This window comes from Novosphingobium sp. (genome assembly GCF_039595395.1).
In the GTDB taxonomy this organism is placed as follows: Bacteria; Pseudomonadota; Alphaproteobacteria; order Sphingomonadales; family Sphingomonadaceae; genus Novosphingobium.
Genome location: NZ_JBCNLP010000006.1, coordinates 734,953 through 751,183, shown reverse-complemented (window position 1 = coordinate 751,183; position 16,231 = coordinate 734,953). Strand labels below are relative to the sequence as shown.

The 16,231-nt window shown below is 64.0% G+C and carries 12 protein-coding genes; 6 read left to right on the top strand and 6 right to left on the bottom strand.

Translation table 11 applies throughout. From position 1 onward, the window contains the following. The first annotated feature begins 363 nt into the window (after positions 1-363). The 5 genes from ABDW49_RS23305 (at position 364) to ABDW49_RS23285 (ending at position 7,453) form a co-directional block, all read left to right on the top strand. Positions 364-2,847 (top strand): TonB-dependent receptor, encoded by a 2,484-nt coding sequence (locus ABDW49_RS23305; RefSeq protein ID WP_343615677.1) that lies wholly within the window; start codon positions 364-366, stop codon positions 2,845-2,847. Further along, positions 2,847-3,986 carry a YdcF family protein gene (locus ABDW49_RS23300; protein WP_343615675.1) on the top strand — a complete coding sequence of 380 codons (1,140 nt, stop codon included), beginning with the start codon at positions 2,847-2,849 and terminating at the stop codon, positions 3,984-3,986. Before ABDW49_RS23305 ends, ABDW49_RS23300 begins: the two co-directional genes overlap by 1 nt. Before the next feature lie 96 nt (positions 3,987-4,082). Continuing rightward, a complete protein-coding gene (locus tag ABDW49_RS23295) occupies positions 4,083-5,441 on the top strand; it encodes an MFS transporter (protein WP_343615673.1) in 1,359 nt (452 codons plus the stop codon). Positions 5,442-5,505: 64 nt separating this feature from the next. Continuing rightward, the gene (locus ABDW49_RS23290) at positions 5,506-6,708 is read left to right on the top strand and encodes a histidine kinase (RefSeq protein ID WP_343615671.1); all 1,203 of its coding nucleotides are present in this window, start codon (positions 5,506-5,508) and stop codon (positions 6,706-6,708) included. Further along, positions 6,698-7,453 (top strand): LytTR family DNA-binding domain-containing protein, encoded by a 756-nt coding sequence (locus tag ABDW49_RS23285; protein ID WP_343615670.1) that lies wholly within the window; start codon positions 6,698-6,700, stop codon positions 7,451-7,453. Before ABDW49_RS23290 ends, ABDW49_RS23285 begins: the two co-directional genes overlap by 11 nt. Positions 7,454-7,509: 56 nt before the next feature. On the opposite strand, the gene ABDW49_RS23280 is transcribed toward ABDW49_RS23285, so the two are convergent. From ABDW49_RS23280 to ABDW49_RS23265, 4 genes are all read right to left on the bottom strand, one after another. Beyond that, a complete protein-coding gene (locus tag ABDW49_RS23280; protein WP_343615668.1) occupies positions 7,510-7,872 on the bottom strand; it encodes a UrcA family protein in 363 nt (120 codons plus the stop codon). Between the two features lie 230 nt (positions 7,873-8,102). Next, on the bottom strand, positions 8,103-10,613 hold the full coding sequence (locus ABDW49_RS23275) for a TonB-dependent receptor (protein ID WP_343615666.1): 2,511 nt from the start codon (positions 10,611-10,613) through the stop codon (positions 8,103-8,105). 90 nt (positions 10,614-10,703) lie between these two features. Next, a complete protein-coding gene (locus ABDW49_RS23270; RefSeq protein WP_343615664.1) occupies positions 10,704-11,687 on the bottom strand; it encodes a FecR domain-containing protein in 984 nt (327 codons plus the stop codon). Next, positions 11,656-12,261, bottom strand: coding sequence for a sigma-70 family RNA polymerase sigma factor (locus tag ABDW49_RS23265; protein ID WP_343615662.1), 606 nt, complete (start codon positions 12,259-12,261; stop codon positions 11,656-11,658). The genes ABDW49_RS23270 and ABDW49_RS23265 overlap by 32 nt, the downstream gene beginning before the upstream one ends. Positions 12,262-12,429: 168 nt before the next feature. Here ABDW49_RS23265 and ABDW49_RS23260 point away from each other — a divergent pair, with 168 nt between their 5' ends. Continuing rightward, a complete protein-coding gene (locus ABDW49_RS23260; RefSeq protein WP_343615660.1) occupies positions 12,430-12,783 on the top strand; it encodes a hypothetical protein in 354 nt (117 codons plus the stop codon). A 51-nt stretch (positions 12,784-12,834) separates the two neighbouring features. Here ABDW49_RS23260 and ABDW49_RS23255 read toward each other — a convergent pair whose 3' ends face one another. Both ABDW49_RS23255 and kduI read right to left on the bottom strand, forming a co-directional pair. Then, positions 12,835-15,198 carry a TonB-dependent receptor gene (locus ABDW49_RS23255; protein ID WP_343615658.1) on the bottom strand — a complete coding sequence of 788 codons (2,364 nt, stop codon included), beginning with the start codon at positions 15,196-15,198 and terminating at the stop codon, positions 12,835-12,837. 197 nt (positions 15,199-15,395) lie between these two features. Further along, complete coding sequence (kduI, locus tag ABDW49_RS23250; protein WP_343615656.1) at positions 15,396-16,229, bottom strand: 5-dehydro-4-deoxy-D-glucuronate isomerase; 834 nt, start codon at positions 16,227-16,229, stop codon at positions 15,396-15,398. Positions 16,230-16,231 lie beyond the last annotated feature (2 nt).

Sequence of the window (16,231 nt, the reverse complement as noted above, 5' to 3'; positions counted from 1 at the left end):
AGCAAATTTCATATACTTGTAATATCGGTATATTTTGATTTTATTTAATACCAATTCACCCATCGTCTTGTAATGATCTTGACATATTTCTCCCCGTCCACGACACTGGACCGACAAAACCAGTGCCGAACAAAGACGAGCCAAGACCGGTAGGGAGCCGGATTTCGTACCTAGACGCCAATGCCATGCCACAGCACGCCCATCGCGATGATCCATCGGGGCTGATCTGCCGGACGCACGCCTTCATCCGAAAGCGGCGCCTGCCGACGCGCGCCTGAAATCCGTCGCATAACCGGCCTGCCAAGGCAGAGCGCGGCGTCATGCCAGTTCCGATTGCGTAGCCCACAGGGGGGAGTACCTTTGATGACCAGAACCACTTTACTGCACAGTTGCGCCTGTCTGGCGCTGTCTCTGACCGCCACAACTGCCTTCGCCCAGAGCGAGGCCGGGGCATCCGACGCCGCCAACCAGCCCGCCGACATCGTCGTCACCGGCTCGGCCCGCGCGGAGCGCCGCTTCGACGTGTCCTATGCGGTCAACTCGCTCTCGCAGGCCGAAATCCAGAAGCTGGCGCCCGCCAGCATGGCCGATCTGCTGGGCAAGCTGCCCGGCATCCAGGTCGAGCCCACCGGCGGCGAGGTGCAGAACATCACCCGCGTGCGCGGCATCCCCACCGATGGCGGCTATGCCTATTTCCAGCAGGACGGCCTGCCGCTGTTCCATGAGGGCGACGGCTATTTCTTCCGCGCCGCCGACCTTCAGCGCTATGATCTGATGGATGCGCGCATGGAAACCGTGCGCGGCGGCCCGGCGCCGATCTATGCCAGCCAGGCGGCGGCCATCGTCAACAACATCACCGTTTCGGGCGGCGAGGTCTCCAAGGGCAAGGCGCAGCTCACGCTGGGCACCACCGGGCTTTATCGCCTCGACCTGATGCAGTCGGGCAAGCTGGGCGACCGCACCTATTACGCCATCGGCGGTTTCATCCGCTACAACGATGGCTATCGCGACAATGGCTTCCCCAATGACAAGGGCGGGCAGATCCGGGCCAACATCAAGCATGATTTCGACAATGGCTCGATCAAGATCACGGCCAATTATCTGAACGATCACAACGTCTTCTATCTGCCGATCCCCATTGCCGATCCGCGCAATCCGGGCACCAGCCTCAACCCCTACATCAACTATTTCAGCGGCACGATGAACTCGCCCGCGCTGCGCAATGTCAACATCAGCTATCTCGACGCCAGTGGCGCGCGCGAAACGCTGCATCGCGATCTGGGCAATGGCCGCCATATGCAGTTCGGCAATCTGGGCATCCAGTATGACGGCGACTTCAACGGCTGGATCGTTTCGGCCAAGGCCGGTTTCACCAAGGGCAAGCTGAGCTTCGACGCCTTCTACTCGACCACCAATCCGGTCGACGGCACGACTTTCGCCAACTCCTATCTGGGCGCGGCGCGCACCGCCTTTGGCGCGGGTGTCGACCACATCGGCTATGCTATAGCGGGAACGAACGGGCAGACCGCCTACAACCCCGGCGCGGATTCCGGGCTGGTGATGCAGGGCCAGTATCGCGCCGTCGAGTCCAGCTTCTACTCCGGCCAGGCCGATTTCAGCCTGACGCACAAGTTCGAGACCGGCATCGGCGCGCATGACGTCAAGGTCGGCCTCTATGCCAGCGCCTATGGCGAGACGCTGTTCAGCGTCTACCAGAACTATATGGTGCAGGTGAAGGGCAAGCCTGCCACGCTGGATATGGTCGCCTATTCGGCCAACAACAGCGTGCTGGGCTATGTCACCGACAATGGCGCGCTCAACGATGCCAGCACGCTGAGCCAGGGCAATGTCGATGCCAAGATGTATGCGGTTTACGCCAACGACACCTGGACCATCGCCAAGGGCCTGCGCGTCGATGCCGGTATCCGCCATGAGGGCTACACCTTCGACGGCTATGCGCTGCTGACCTCGACCGCCAATCTGGGCAATGCCTCGACGCTGGCCGACGATGCCACCCGCCGCTTCAACGGCAGCATCCAGCCGCACAAGCTGAGCCCCCAGATCACCAACTGGACGGTGGGCGCCAATTACGACATCACCCGCAACTTCGGCGGCTATGTGCGCGCCTCGCATCTGGAAATTCCGCCCACGGCGACAGTGGCGGCCTCGGTCGATCCGGTGATCCTGACCACCAAGGCCAACCAGTTCGAAGCGGGTCTGAAGGCCTCCTTCGGCCGGTCCTACCTCTATCTCACGGGCTTCTACACCAAGTTCAACCCCTACAACGCCTCCTTCGTGGCCTTCAACCCGACCACCGGACGCAACGACCAGAGCGTGCCCTTCTACGGCGACGTGGTGGTCAAGGGCGTGGAAATGGATGGCGCGCTGCATATCGCAGGCGGCCTCTCGGTGGCCGGATCGCTGACCGTGCAGAGCCCCAAATATCAGAACCTGACCAACACCAGTGGCGCCGATCCCTCGCAGGTCAATGGCCGCCAGATCATCCGCGAGCCCAAGCTGTTCGGCAACATCCGCCCCAACTATGCCTTTGACATGGGCGGCAACCATGTCGAGGTCTATGGCACCTACAGCTACACCAGCAAGCGCTATGTCGACTTCTTCAACCAGACGGCGCTGCCCGCCTATGGCATGTTCGGCGTGGGCCTGACCGCCACGCGCGGGACATGGCAGTTCCAGGCGGTGGGCGACAACATCACCAACGCCCATGGCCTGACCGAAGGCAACACCCGCACCGACATCCTGTCGGGTCAGGGCACGGCCAATGCGATCTATGGCCGCCCGCTCTTCGGCCGCAACTTCCGCTTCATCCTGAGCAAGAGCTGGTGATGAGAGCGGGTCTGACAGTCGCGGCGCTGACCGCCGCTTTTGTCGCGCAACCGGGGTTTTCCGCCCCGGTTGCGAGTAGCCACTGGCACGCCATGGCCGGCACCATGTTCCCCGCGCTGGAGGCTATCCAGCGCGAGGCACTGCCCGCGCAGGCCCAACGCATGCTGGCCGCAAGGCGGACACGGATCGAGGCCTGCAAGGACGACGCAGCCTGCCTGATGCAGGCCGCCCGCTGGCAGGAGGCCGAGATCGCCCAGATCGCGGACCATGCTGTCGCCCATTACAAGGCCCCCGATGACGGCGCCAAAGGCGATATCCGGCGGCAGTTGGTGGGCATCAATGCGATCATCGCCGTCTATGGTGAAGGTCAGCCCGCACGCTATCCCGCCATTGACGGGCCGGTGAAGGGCGCCGGGAGCGGGCAGAACGCGCTCACCAACCTGCACTTTGCCGCCGAACTGGCGCAGGGCGGCATGCAGGACCCGGTCGCCGCGCTGGACCCCAGCATCGCGGTTGCCATCGCCCTGCTCGACGCCAATGACCGCGACGAACCCGCCGCTTTCGAGCCGCTGGATGCCAAATACAACGCCGAGGCTCTGGCGCTGGCGAAGACCACCCCATGGGCCCGCTATCGCTACAGCGCGATCATCGTTCCGGGCGTGGGGCCCGAAGAGGTGGGCGTGCCGATCAGCGCGCGCAGCAAGCTCAATGTGCGCATGGCGGCGCAGCGTTTTGCCGATGGCCTCGCGCCCTTCATCATCGTGAGCGGCGCCAATGTCCATCCGCGCGGCACCCGCTTCGTCGAGGCGGTGCAACTGCGCAAAGCGCTGATCGAACAGTTCAACGTGCCCGCTGCGGCGATCGTCATCGATCCCTATGCGCGTCACACCACCACCAATCTGCGCAACATCACGCGCCGTCTGGTGGCGATGGGCGCTCCGCTGGACAAGGACACGCTGATCGTCACCAACCCGGAGCAGAGCGCGATGATCGAAAGCGCCGACTTTGCCGCGCGCAACCGCAAGGAACTGGGCTATCTGCCGGGAACGGTGGGCAAGCGATTGTCACCCAACGATCTGATCTTCCGACCGGCGATCCAGTCGCTGCGGGTGGATCCGCTCGACCCGCTCGACCCCTGACGCAGGGAGGCGTGGCGTGAACAGCGCCACGCCTTGGCATCGGCCATGAAATCTGGAACAAGCGCCGCCTCGCACATCCTTCGGGGGGAGGACGCCTTGACCACGCCATCGACATCACCCCCGGCCCCCGCATGGCGCCGCGATCTGCCGCTCGTCACCTATTCCGCCGGGAATTTCGGCAAGAATCTGCTGCTGTCCAGCGTCGATGTCACCCTGCTGTTCATGCTGACCGACATTCTGGGCCTCTCGCCCGTGGCGGTCGGGCAGTTGATGCTGGCAGTACTGCTGGGCGACCTCATCTTCGACATCGGTTCGGGCGTGCTGGCCAGTTGGGCGCAGCCTTACGGCTTCGACTATCGCCGGATCATCGCATGGGGAGCGCTGCCCTGTTCGGCCGGCTTTGCCCTGTTGTTCGCCCTGCCAGCGCTGGACTGGCACAGTGGCGTACTGATCGCCGCCATCCTGCTGGGCTTTCGCGGTGCCTATGCCATCATCGACGTGCCGCATAACAGCCTGCTCGCACGTGTCGCGCCTGGCAGCCATGCGCGAGGGCGCGCATCGGGCTATCGCCTGTTCTTCAGCACGCTGGCCAGCCTGGCCACGGCGCTGGTGCTGGCGCCTGCCGTCATGCAGGCCGCGCATCGTGGGCAGCCCCTTCGGCTGGCGCTGATCGGCGCGGCAGGAGGCGCACTGGCCTGCCTCGCCTTGTGGATCTCCGCCATGCGCTGGCGCAGGAGTGAGCGCGAGCCTGCACCCGCCATCCACGCCATGGCTCTGCTGCCCCGCTTCGATCCACTGTTCCTCGCCGTCGCCTGCATCGCGCTGATCACCGGCTTTGCCATGCCGATGTTCGGGCGGATGACCTTCTATCTCGCCAGCTATGTCTATGATCAGCCTGCTCTGGCCAGTCGGCTGCTGCTGGCCGTCACGCTGGGGCAATTGCCCGGCGTGCTGCTGTGGACCTGGGGCGTGCGCCATGCCGAGAAGACCACGCTGCTGGCGCTCAGCCATGCGCTGACGATCCTGAGCATCGCCCTTTTCGCCATGGTCGGACCGGGCTGGCTGATCCCGGCAGCGGGGCTCATCGGGCTGGCGCTGGCCGGCGTGTTCATGCTGCCCTGGGGCATCGTCGCCGATGCCGTGGACTTTGCCCAGATGCGCCACGGCACCCGCCGCGAGACCGCCGCCTTCGCCGCCGTGCTGGTGATGATCAAGGCCAGCGGCGCAGCCTCCATCGGCCTGATCGGCTGGACGCTGGGCCATCTGGGCTATGTCGCCGGAGCGGCGCAGCCCCCTTCCGTCGTGATGGGCATGAAGATCATGGGACTGGGCGTGCCGGTGCTGGGCAGCGCGGTGGCGATCCTGCTGTTGACGCGCATGTCGCTGGGCCACGCCAGACACGCAAGCGTGCTGCGCGTGCTGAACCGCAGAGCGCGTCGTTCGGCAGGCGGCTGACACGTTTCGACCAACGACATGGCGCCCCATTACGGTTTGGCGCGATCTCTTCTATGATGGAGGGATGTCATCGGACGAACCACCTGCCGCGCGGCTTGCCCCTTCCCTTGCCCTGATGTCGATCGCCTGTTTCTGGGCTTTCTATTTTACCATCTGGTCGCTGCGCTGGATGGCGCTCTGGCCGGACGATCAGACCGGCATGCTGGGCAAACGCGCAGTGGTTTCGCTGGCCAGCGCCGGAGTAACCGTGATCTTCTACCTACTGATGCGCCGCGTCGCCGGGAGGAGACTGCGCAGCAGCTTCATTCTGGCGCTGCTGCTCGCGGTGCCGGCGGCGATCTTCTACTCCTCCTTCAACTGGTACATGTTCAGCCATATCGGTGAAGGCGTGCCCATGAGCTGGCACTGGTCACCCGCGCCGAAACAACCCTTGCCGCCACCGCCGCCTGCTCCCCCCGCGCCTCCACCGGCGCCGGGAATGCCCAATGTCAGCGTCGGCATGGTGCACAAGGGCATGGAAGAGAGCATGACACCGCTGCAGTCGATCGCGGATCAGGCGGGCAACGGCTATTTCTTCTTCATCGCCTGGGCCGCGCTCTATCTGGCGCTCAGCTATGCGGTCCGGGCCGCCGCGCTGGAGCGGCGCGCGGCGGATCTGCGCGCGGCGGCGCAATCGGCCGAGCTCAAGGCGCTGCGCTATCAGGTCAATCCGCATTTCCTGTTCAACACGCTCAATGCCTTGTCGTCGTTGATCCTGACCGGCAAGCGCGAGGAAGCCGAGCAGATGATCATCAATCTGGCCACCTTCTTCCGCACCAGCCTGACCGGCGACCCGACCGAGGATGTGCCGCTGTCCGACGAGATCATGCTGCAAAGGCTCTATCTCGATATCGAACTGGTGCGCTTCCCAGAAAGGCTGCTGGTCGAGATCGATGTGCCCGAAGGGCTGCTCGCAGCTTGCGTGCCGGGGTTGATCCTGCAGCCGCTGGTGGAAAATGCCGTCAAATATGCGGTGTCGCGCTCGCGCCGCCCGGTGACGATCCGCATCGCCGCGCGCGAGGAAGGTGACAGGATCACGCTCATCGTCGCGGATGACGGCGATCCGGCGCCGCAAGCACAGGAAGGCGGTACCGGTCTGGGCCTGCGCAATGTCCGCGACCGGCTGATCGCGCGCTTCGGCACTTCGGCGAGCTGTGATTGGACGGCGGCGCCCAAGGGCGGATTTACCGTCACCCTGACCCTGCCGCTGGTGCGCCATGGTTGCTGAGCGGGCTTTAAGAACCCTGATCGTCGATGACGAACCCCTCGCCATCGAGCGGTTGCAGATCCTCTGCGCCGCCATCCCCGCTGTGCAACTGGTGGGCACAGCCTCCGACGGCGAGGCGGCGCTGCGGATGATCGAGGCGCTCTCGCCCGAGATCGTGCTGCTCGATATCTCGATGCCGGGGCTGGACGGGCTCGATGTGGCGCGGGCTCTGGAAGGGCATGGGTCAGGCAAGGTGACGCGACCGGCCATCGTCTTCTGCACCGCTTTCGACCAGTTCGCCGTGGCGGCCTTCGATGTCGCGGCGGTGGGCTATCTGCTGAAACCCGTGACGCCCGATCAGCTCGCCAAAACGATCGCCCGGATCGCCGAGACCCTGCACGCGCACAATCCCGCGCCTGCGCAAACGCCCGAATGGGTCGAGGAGTTCTGGGTCCCTCACCGCTCCGAGGTCATCCGCATCGCCGCGCAGGACATCGACCGCATCGAGGCCGAGCGCGACTATATGCGCCTGCATGTCGGCACGCGCAGTTTCCTGCTGCATCAGACGATCAGCGTGCTGGAGCAAAGGCTCAATCCCGCGCGCTTTCTGCGCCTGCACCGCTCGACCATCGTGCGGCGCGATCTGATCGCCAAGCTGCGTCATGACGGGCTCGGCACCTGGCATGCCGTGCTGAGCGACGGCGCGGAGATAAGGATCGGCCGCAGCTATCTGGCCAATGTCCGCGCGCTGGTCGGGCGCGGCTGACAAAAACAGCCTCCGGGATCATCTCCCGGAGGCTGTGGGGGGCGGGGGCGGCGGTGTCACGGTGCCTTGGGCGCCATTTTCTCATTGCTGGCCAGCGCCTTGTCGCCGCGCGCCTGGGCCAGCGCCATATGCACCTGCGTTCTGGAGCTGATCAGCGCAGTGTTGCGGCAGTTGTTGTAGATCTCGCGCATCGGCCCGAAATCGCCCGGATCGGGGCGGACGCACAGGTCGTTGACGGCATGCATCACCCGGCTGCGGAGCGCATCCTGCCCGGCGCGGGTGGTCAGATCGAGGTCGCCGTAATGCACGAAGCGCTGCGGCGCCTCCTCGGATGCGGGCGATGCGGCGAAGGCGGGCGTGGCTGCCAGCGTGCAGGACAGGCCGAGCACGGCAAGCGTGCGAAGAAAGGCGGTGGACATGATCGGTGCTCCTCCTGTGGCGGGGGGAAGGCCCCACCTGCTGCGGCACCATGGCTGCGGTGCCGCTGAGCACCGTTCTAGGCGCGGTCCGCGATGGAGGCGCGCGGTCCTCGATAAGCCCCCCACTGGCCTCCACCAAGGGCCGGAAGCATCGACGAAAGGCCAAGCCCTGTCGACGAACGTCAGGGGATTTCGGAGCCGCGTTGCGACGCGCGGCTCCGAAAGGGTCGTCAGAAACGATAGCGGGCGGTGCCGAAGAACTCCTGCGGCGAACCGGTCTGCATCGTGTTGTTCAGCGATGTGGCATCGTTGAAGAACTGGCCCGAACCCAGCGGGCCGATGTAGCGCTTGTTGAACAGATTGGTGGCGCTCACCTGCAGCTCGACGCCCTTGAGCGCCCCCTGCGTGAAGCGATAGCCCAGCGAGGCATCGACCACGGTGTAGCCCGGAACCTTCACGTCGCCGATATAGGTGACGTTACGCTGCGAAGTGTAAGTCCCGGAGATGTTGCCGAAGATCTGCCCGTCGTCATAATTGACCTCACCCTTGGCGAGATGGGCGGGGGTGTCGACCGGGCGCACGCCCTTGGTGCGCACCAGCGCGGCGCCGTTCACCGTGTCATCGTCATACTTGCTGTCATTGTAGGAGTAGGAGGCGATCAGCGACAGCGACCGGGTGATCGTCCAGGTGGCGCCCACCTCGACACCCCGGCTGGTGACGCTGCCGACATTCTGCAGCACGCTGGGGTTGCCCAGAATGTTGGCCTGCGCGAAAGCGGCCAGCAGGCGGTTCTTGAACTTCACGTCATAGAGCGCGATGTCGCCGCGCAGCTTGCCCGCCTTGAAGCGCCAGCCGCCCTCGATGGTGCGTGAGGTTTCGGGCTTCAACGTGTCCTTGATCGCCTCGAAACCGGCCTGCGTGGTGCCGAAGGGCCCACGGAAGCTGCTTTGATAGGCGCGCATATTCTCGGCGTAATTGGCGAAGAACTCTTGCCCCGCCACGCGATATGTTGCGCCAAGCTGCGGCTGGAACCAGTCCTTCGCGCCGATGGTGGCGTTGATGAAGGGTGTGCCCGCCGTGGTGACGATGCCATTGCGAATGTTCGCGCCCTTGAAGCCCAGATCGACGGTCACATGGCTGCCCAGCCCCACCTTGTCGGTGATGTAGATCTGGTCGGTGACGGTCGAGAGCTGCGTCAGAAAGTCGCTGCGAAACGGATTGCTCAGAAAGGAGGTGACATCCGGGCGGTCGGTCTGGCTGACGGCATAGTAATTGCGGTTGGTGACGCCGCGATTGTCCTCATGCCAATAGCCGAAGCTGACCTTCTGCGTGCCCAATTTGGCCACGAAATCCAGCAGCCCGCCATTGCGATGCACACCATATTCGGTGGTGCGCACCGAAAGCGGAAAGCCGCTGGGGCTGAAGACGGCGGGCGTGTAGATGCCGCCCGAACCCTTGTCGTCATGGTGGTAATAGGTGGCCTTGGCCTGCAGCCAGTCGGTCAGCGGCACTTCCAGCGTGAGCGCGCCCAGCAGGTCGCGACGGATGCCGCCGCTGTCATAATAGGTGTCGTTCACATTGGTGTAGGGTGCGGGAAAAGCCGTGCCCGCCGTGGGAAAGGGCAGCGCCTTGCCCGCCTTGGCCGCCGTCTGGTTGGCGCTGACCTGCGAGAGCAGCACCGCCGTGTCGAAATCGGGGCGCAGGAAGTCCAGATCATAACCGATGCGGCTCAGCGTCGCGGGCGACAGGTCGGCGTAATTGCGTTCCTTGTGCATCGAATAGTCGATCCAGCCGGTCAGCTTGGCCTTGCCGATGTCCTGAATGACCTTGGCATTGACCATGGCCTCGCTCTGGTTGCCCCAGCCCTTCCATTTGCCCGCCTGGGTCCACTGGCCGGAAACAGAGATGCGGGTGTTGGTCGAAAGCCGCCCGCTGTCGAGCCGCGCGAAGATATGGCCGGTGTCATAGCTGCCATAGCTGCCGGATATCTCGCCGCCCATTTTCTCGGAAGGATCGCGCGAGAAAAACTGGATGCTGCCGCCCAGATTGCTCGACGAGGCGACGCTGAGCGCGCCCGCGCCCTGCGCAAAATCCATCCTTGCGATGTTCTCGGTGGCGATGGCGCGGCTGATGTGCAGGCCGTTCCAGGTGTTGTAGAACATGTCGCCCAGCGGCACGCCATCCAGCGTATAGCCCATCTGGCTCTGGTTGAAGCCGCGCACCGAAAGGCGCGTGCCCAGCTCATAGGTTCCGAAAGGGTCGGCGGTCTGGAAGGCGACGCCCGGCAGGCGCGCGATGGCTTTCAGCGGCGAGCTGGCGGGCGCCAGAATCTCGAGCGCCTTGGCGGTGACGGTCTGCTGCTGGCGGCTCTCACCCTGACCGTAGACGACGATATCATTGACCGGCTCGGCTGCGGGCGCCGGATCGCTGGGGCCGGAGGGCGCGGCATGCAGGCTCACCACATTGCCGCTGCGTCCAGCCACCGCAAGGCCGGTGCCCGCCAGCAACTGGTTGAGCGCGGTGTTCACCTCCAGATCGCCATGCACGGCATGGGTGGCCCGGCCGCGCAGATTGTCGGCCGGTGCCACGATCTGCAGCCCGGCCTGCCCCGCGAAGGCGGGAATGCCTTTCACGGCAGGCTGCGCGGGCAGGTCGAAATGGCGAACCTGCGCCAGCGCCGGAGACGCAGCGAAACAGAGGGCAGCCACCGATGCGGTGGTGCCGAGATGGAAAAATCGCATCTGTTGTCCTTTGATTGTGCCGTTTGCCCCGGAGCATTCATCAACAAGATGCGGTAGCGCGCAGCTTCCGCCACCCGCCCGGCAGATTTTTTATCGCGCGTTCAGCGGAACCAACCGCGCGACATTGCCATCCACCGTGGCGCGCGCGTCAAGGCTGAGCGCGGCGGTGCGCGCAAAGCCTGCCGGATCGTTGGCGCTGAACAGGCCGGTGATCGGTCGCCGGGCCAGCGCGGGGTCGGTGATCTCGATAAAGGGGCGGCCATAGCGGCGGAAGGTGGCGGCGGCCTGCTCCAGCGTTTCACCCTCGAAGGAGAGCATGCCGTTGCGCCAGACCAACGCCCGATCCATCTCCCCGGAGGCGAGCTTGTGCGTCTTCGCAGCGGTGAGCGCGCTGCCCTTCTCCAACGTGATCCGCGTGCTGGCGGCAAGGTCGACAATCGCGCTCTGCCCCGCCTTCCCCATCGCCACCGCCCCACGCTCCACCAGCACGGAAAGCGGACTGTCGGGCAGCGCCTGCACGGCAAAGGCCGCAGCCGTCGCGCGCAGCACGATGCCGCCGACCTCGACCATGAAGGGACGGGATGAGGACGCGACCTCGAAATAGGCGCCGCCCGCAATCAGCCGGACGAGGCGCGTCGTGGTGCTGTAGACGACTTCCAGCGCGCTGTCGGTGTCGAGTGTGACCACCGAACCGTCCGCCAGAGGAATGCGCCGGATCTCCCCGATGCCGCTGCGCAGAGCAGGCGCAGGACGCAGCCAGGGCGACATGGTCACCACACCGACCAGTCCGGCAGCCAGCGCTCCCGCGCCGCCCAGCATCATCCGGCGGCGCGACACTCCGTGACGCGGTGTCTCCACCACCTCCGGCTCGGTGATCAGCGGAGCGAGGGACTCCGCCCGCTCGGCATGCAGCCAGATCGCGCGGGCACGCGCCAGCGCGCCCACCCGGCGACTGTCCTGCGCCAGCCATGCATCCAGTTCGGCCTGATCGCTGTCAGAGAGCCCACGGTCTATCCTCGCCGTCCATGCCGCCGCTTCATCGTCAATGGTTTGCGCGCACGCGCGGCCGGTCATGATCGGGCAATTGTCCTTTCTGCTGAGGGTTAGATGCATCAGCAGGGGGTTTTCCGCCACGTCCGAATTGCGCCATCAGCATTTTTATGCCGCGCATGATATGTTTCTCGACCGTATTCTCCGACAGGCCCAGCTCTGCGGCGATTTCGCGCTGTGACAGGCCGTCGATGCGGCGCAACTGAAAGGCGCGACGCGTCTGAGGGGGCATTTGCGCGATGGCCTGCACCACGCGGGCATATTCGTCGCGGGCGACGGCATGCTGTTCGGGCGTCGGCAGATCGGCGACTTCGCCAAGCTGGTCGAGATCGGCCAGCGTGCCCAGCGTCACCACGCGAGCCCGGCGAAGCTGCTGAAGCAGGATCGAACGCGCCACCTGAAAGGCATAGGCACGGGGGTTCTGGATGCCCGAAACATCGGCGCGCGTTGCCAGCACGGCATAGGTTTCCTGCACCAGATCATCGACCTGATCCGCCGCGATCCCCGCCAGACGCGACAGCCAGTCCCGCAGCGCACTCTCATGCGGCACGATATACGTGGCGAGCCAGAGGCTGCGATCGTCACCTGAAACGTCCATGCCCCGCGCCATCGGGCATCAATGTTACGGTATGAGGTCGGTTGCCGATTGCGACCCACAGGCAGTGCCGCGCAGCGATGATATGCTGCGCCAATTGACACAGTAACAACCGCCCGCCACAGGAGCTGCGACAGCTTCCCTCCCAGAAACGGAGCCCAGACAAGCGCCATGTCCAAGCCGCTTTTCAGCAATCCGATCGAATTGTACCGGGCACTTCGCGGAGCCTGGTCCGCCGAAACCGCCAGTCCGCCCGAGAGCTGGTCCTCCGACAATCCGGCGAAGAACCATTGCAGCGTGACCGCGCTGATCGTTCAGGACCACTTCGGCGGTGATATTCTTTCGACGAAAACCGTCGGCGGAACGCATTTCTACAATCTGATCGACGGCACACGCTGGGACCTGACGATCAGCCAGTTTGCCGAGCCTATCCCATTTGACGACACGCCCTCATCGCGCGAGACCGCGATGCATGACACCTCACCACAAAAATACGCTCTGATCGCAGCTCGCATCGGAAACTGACGCCGGCAATCAGGGGGCATCGCGACCATGCGCGTGCCCCCTGCCTTCAGGTCAGAACCCCATATCGAGCCGCACGCCGACATAGCGGAAGGAGTCCCGCGCCGGCTGCCAGTTGGTGCCCGACGCCACCACGCCGGGCGCGCTGAAGCCCGAAGTCGTGTTGCCAAGGCCCACGGCATAATGCTTGTCGAACAGATTGTTGACGAAGACCGACAGCTTGTAACGCCCGCCGCCGGCTGTCCCGCCGATCGAGGCATCGAAGACACCATAGGGCTTCTGCACCGTCACCGGGTCCTGGTTCAGCGAGAAGTTGATCTGGCTCTGCCAGCGATAGGCGAAGGTGATGAACCCGCCCAGATCCGGCTTGCCCAGCGGGAAATCATACTCGCTGCCCAGGTTGAACTTGAACCGCGGCGCATTGTTCAGCCGCTTGCCACCCAGGTTCTGGATGTTGCCGGGGTTCACGCTCACGCGCGGATCGGGCACACAGCCCTGCGCCGCCGTCTGCCCGCCATAGCAGGGACCGAAGGGGAAATCGATGATCTTGGCATCATCGAAGGCACCCGAAGCGTTCAGTTTCAGGCGGTTGGTCGGCTTGGCCATCATATCGACCTCGACACCGCGCGTGCGCAGCTTGCCGATCGAATTGAGGAAGGTGAGATAGGTCCCATCGGGCAGGAAGGACTGAACCGAGGTCTGGAAACCCTTGTAATCGGTCCAGAACAGCGTGGTGTTGAACAGCAGGCGGTGATCGAACAGGCTGCTCTTGAAACCGACCTCATAGTTCTTGGCGGTTTCGGGGCGGACCGGACCGTTGGCGGCCAAAGCGGCATTGAAGGTGCTGACCAGATCATAGGCCTGCCCCTTGTAGCCGGTCGAGAAGGTGGCATAGAGCATATTGTCGCGCGTCAGATGATATTGCGCGCCGACCTTGCCGGTGATCGCATCATCCAGACTGCCGCCCTGAAGATGGAAGGGCACCGCGGCGGTGTAATTGTCAAAGGTGTAATCGACATGCTGACGGTTGAGACGGAAGCCGCCGTTCAGCGTGATCTTGCGCGTCAGATCATAGGACAGATCGGTGTAGAAGGAATAGTTCTCATTGTGGCTGGTCGCCAGATATCTGATGTATTGCAGCACCGGTCCGCGATCGAGCAGACGGTCGAGCGAATTGCGCGCATACCAAAGGCCGAAGGTGTAACGCAGATGCTGCCCGGCCGGTGACGTCAGGCGCAACTCCTGCGTGATGGAGCGGGCATGGAAATGGCCGTTGATCCGCGCGCCGCTGTTGATGCCCGAAGGCGCTGCCACCGGGAAATAGAGCAGGAACGGCGCATCGGTGCCGTCGATATCCTGATAATCATGCATCTGATAACGGTCGAAAGAACCGATGTAGGTCAGGCTGGCGCCCGGCAACAGTTGGCCGTCGCCCGGCGTGTAGCTGGCCCGCAGCGTCGCGCCATAGGTCGAAGAATCCCCGCCCGAGCGGAAATCGTTGCGCACCTTCGTGTTGGCCGGATCGTTGATCGGGATGCCCGCCAGCACGCTCGACTCGGGTAACTGCTTGATGCCCTGATAGAACAGGCCGGGCGACAGTGAATTGATCGGGCTGACGCAGCAGGTCGCATCGGTCTGGTTGAAGCGCGGCTGGAGCGAGACGGTGATCTTTTCGCTGGGATCCCATTGCAGCTTGCCGGTGACCGTCAGCCCCTTGCTGCCGTTCAGCCATGTGCCGTTGGTGATGTTGCGAACATTGCCTGCATAGGAATCGCGGGCCACGGTCAGGCGCATCTTGAGCGTATCGGTGATCGGGCCGGAGATCGTGCCGCCCAGCCGCCATTCGCGGTCATTGGTGACCAGACCGGTCGCGCGCCCCGTCCATGTGCTGGTCGGCGCCTGCGTGGTGACGTTGAGCACGCCGGCGATGGCGCTCTTGCCGAACAGCGTGCTTTGCGGGCCTTTCAGGGCCTCGATCCGCTCGACATCGATCAGATCCTTGAAGGCGGCGGCCTGAAAGCCGACCGGCACGTCGTCGATCACCACGGCGACATCGGATTCCACCGCAATGCCGTTCGACAGCGTGCCGATGCCGCGCATGTTGATGCTGAAATTGCCCGGCTGCGATCCGTAATTGATGGTCAGGCCGGGCACCAGCTTGGTCAGGTCGGAGATGTCGCGGACATTCTGGCGCTCCAGCACATCCTTGGTCACGGCGGTCACCGAGATGGGCACATCCTGCAGACGTTCCGAACGGCGGTTGGCCGTCACGACGATGTCGGCCAGCCCCGGCGCGGCGCTGTCGGCTGCGGGCGTTGGCGCCGAGCCCTGATCGCCGGCCTGAGCCAGCGCCGGCGTGGCCGCCAGCAAAGCGGCCACGCAGGTCGCCGCGCGCAAATGCATCTTGTTCTTCAACATCCCCTGATCTCCCTGCCTTATGGCTTGTCCCGATTGCCTCCGCGGGCAATTCGCATTCTGACATCTTCAGAATCTGACATCGCTGTCACACTGGTCATATAGCAGCGAGAAATGTGTATGACAACTAGTTGTATGATAACTTTTCAATATGGATTTTCACGGCAAAAAACATCGTGAAAACAGAAGACTGCGACGTTCTACTGAAGCTGGCAAATGTCGCAGATGCCCATGTCGGTATAATCCAGATTCTCGCCCGCCATCGCCCAGATGAAAGCGTAAGCCGACGTGCCCGCCCCCATATGCACCGACCAGGGGGGCGAAATGACCGCTTCCTCATTGCGCATCACGATGTGCCGCAGGGCCTCGGGCTCGCCCATATAATGGAAGACGCGGCCCTCCTCGGGCAGGTCGAAATAGAGGTAGATCTCGGAGCGGCGGGCATGGACATGCGGCGGCATGGTGTTCCACACGCTGCCCGGTTTCAAAATGGTCAGGCCAAGACACAGTGAGGCGCTGTCGCACAGGCCGGGCAGGATCAACTGATAGACCGAACGCTCATTCGCCGTCGCCTGCGTACCGAGTGCCAGCGGATTGGCCCCCTCCAGCGTCAGCTTGCGCATGGCATAGGCCTTGTGGGCAGGCACGCTCAGCAGATAGAAACGCGCGCCCTCGCCATGGAACAGCACCTCGCGCGCGCCCATCGGCACATAGAGCGCCTCATACCGATCGAGCGCGACAGCCTCGCCATCCACCGTCACCACGCCCGGCGCGCCAATGTTGACGACGCCCAGTTCGCGCCGCTCCAGCAAGGGATGGCCCTTGGCCGAGGCAGGCTCATCCTGCACCGGCAGCGCCAGCGGAGTCGCCCCCGGCACCGCGCCGCCGATGATAAAACGCTCGCCATGCGAGTAGTTCAGCACGATCCGGCCCGGCGTGAACAGATCCGTCACGAGGTGGCGATCACGCAGATCATCATTGCTGGCGCCGTCCATCATGTCGGGATGGGTGGCGTAATAGGTCTTGGCGAACATAG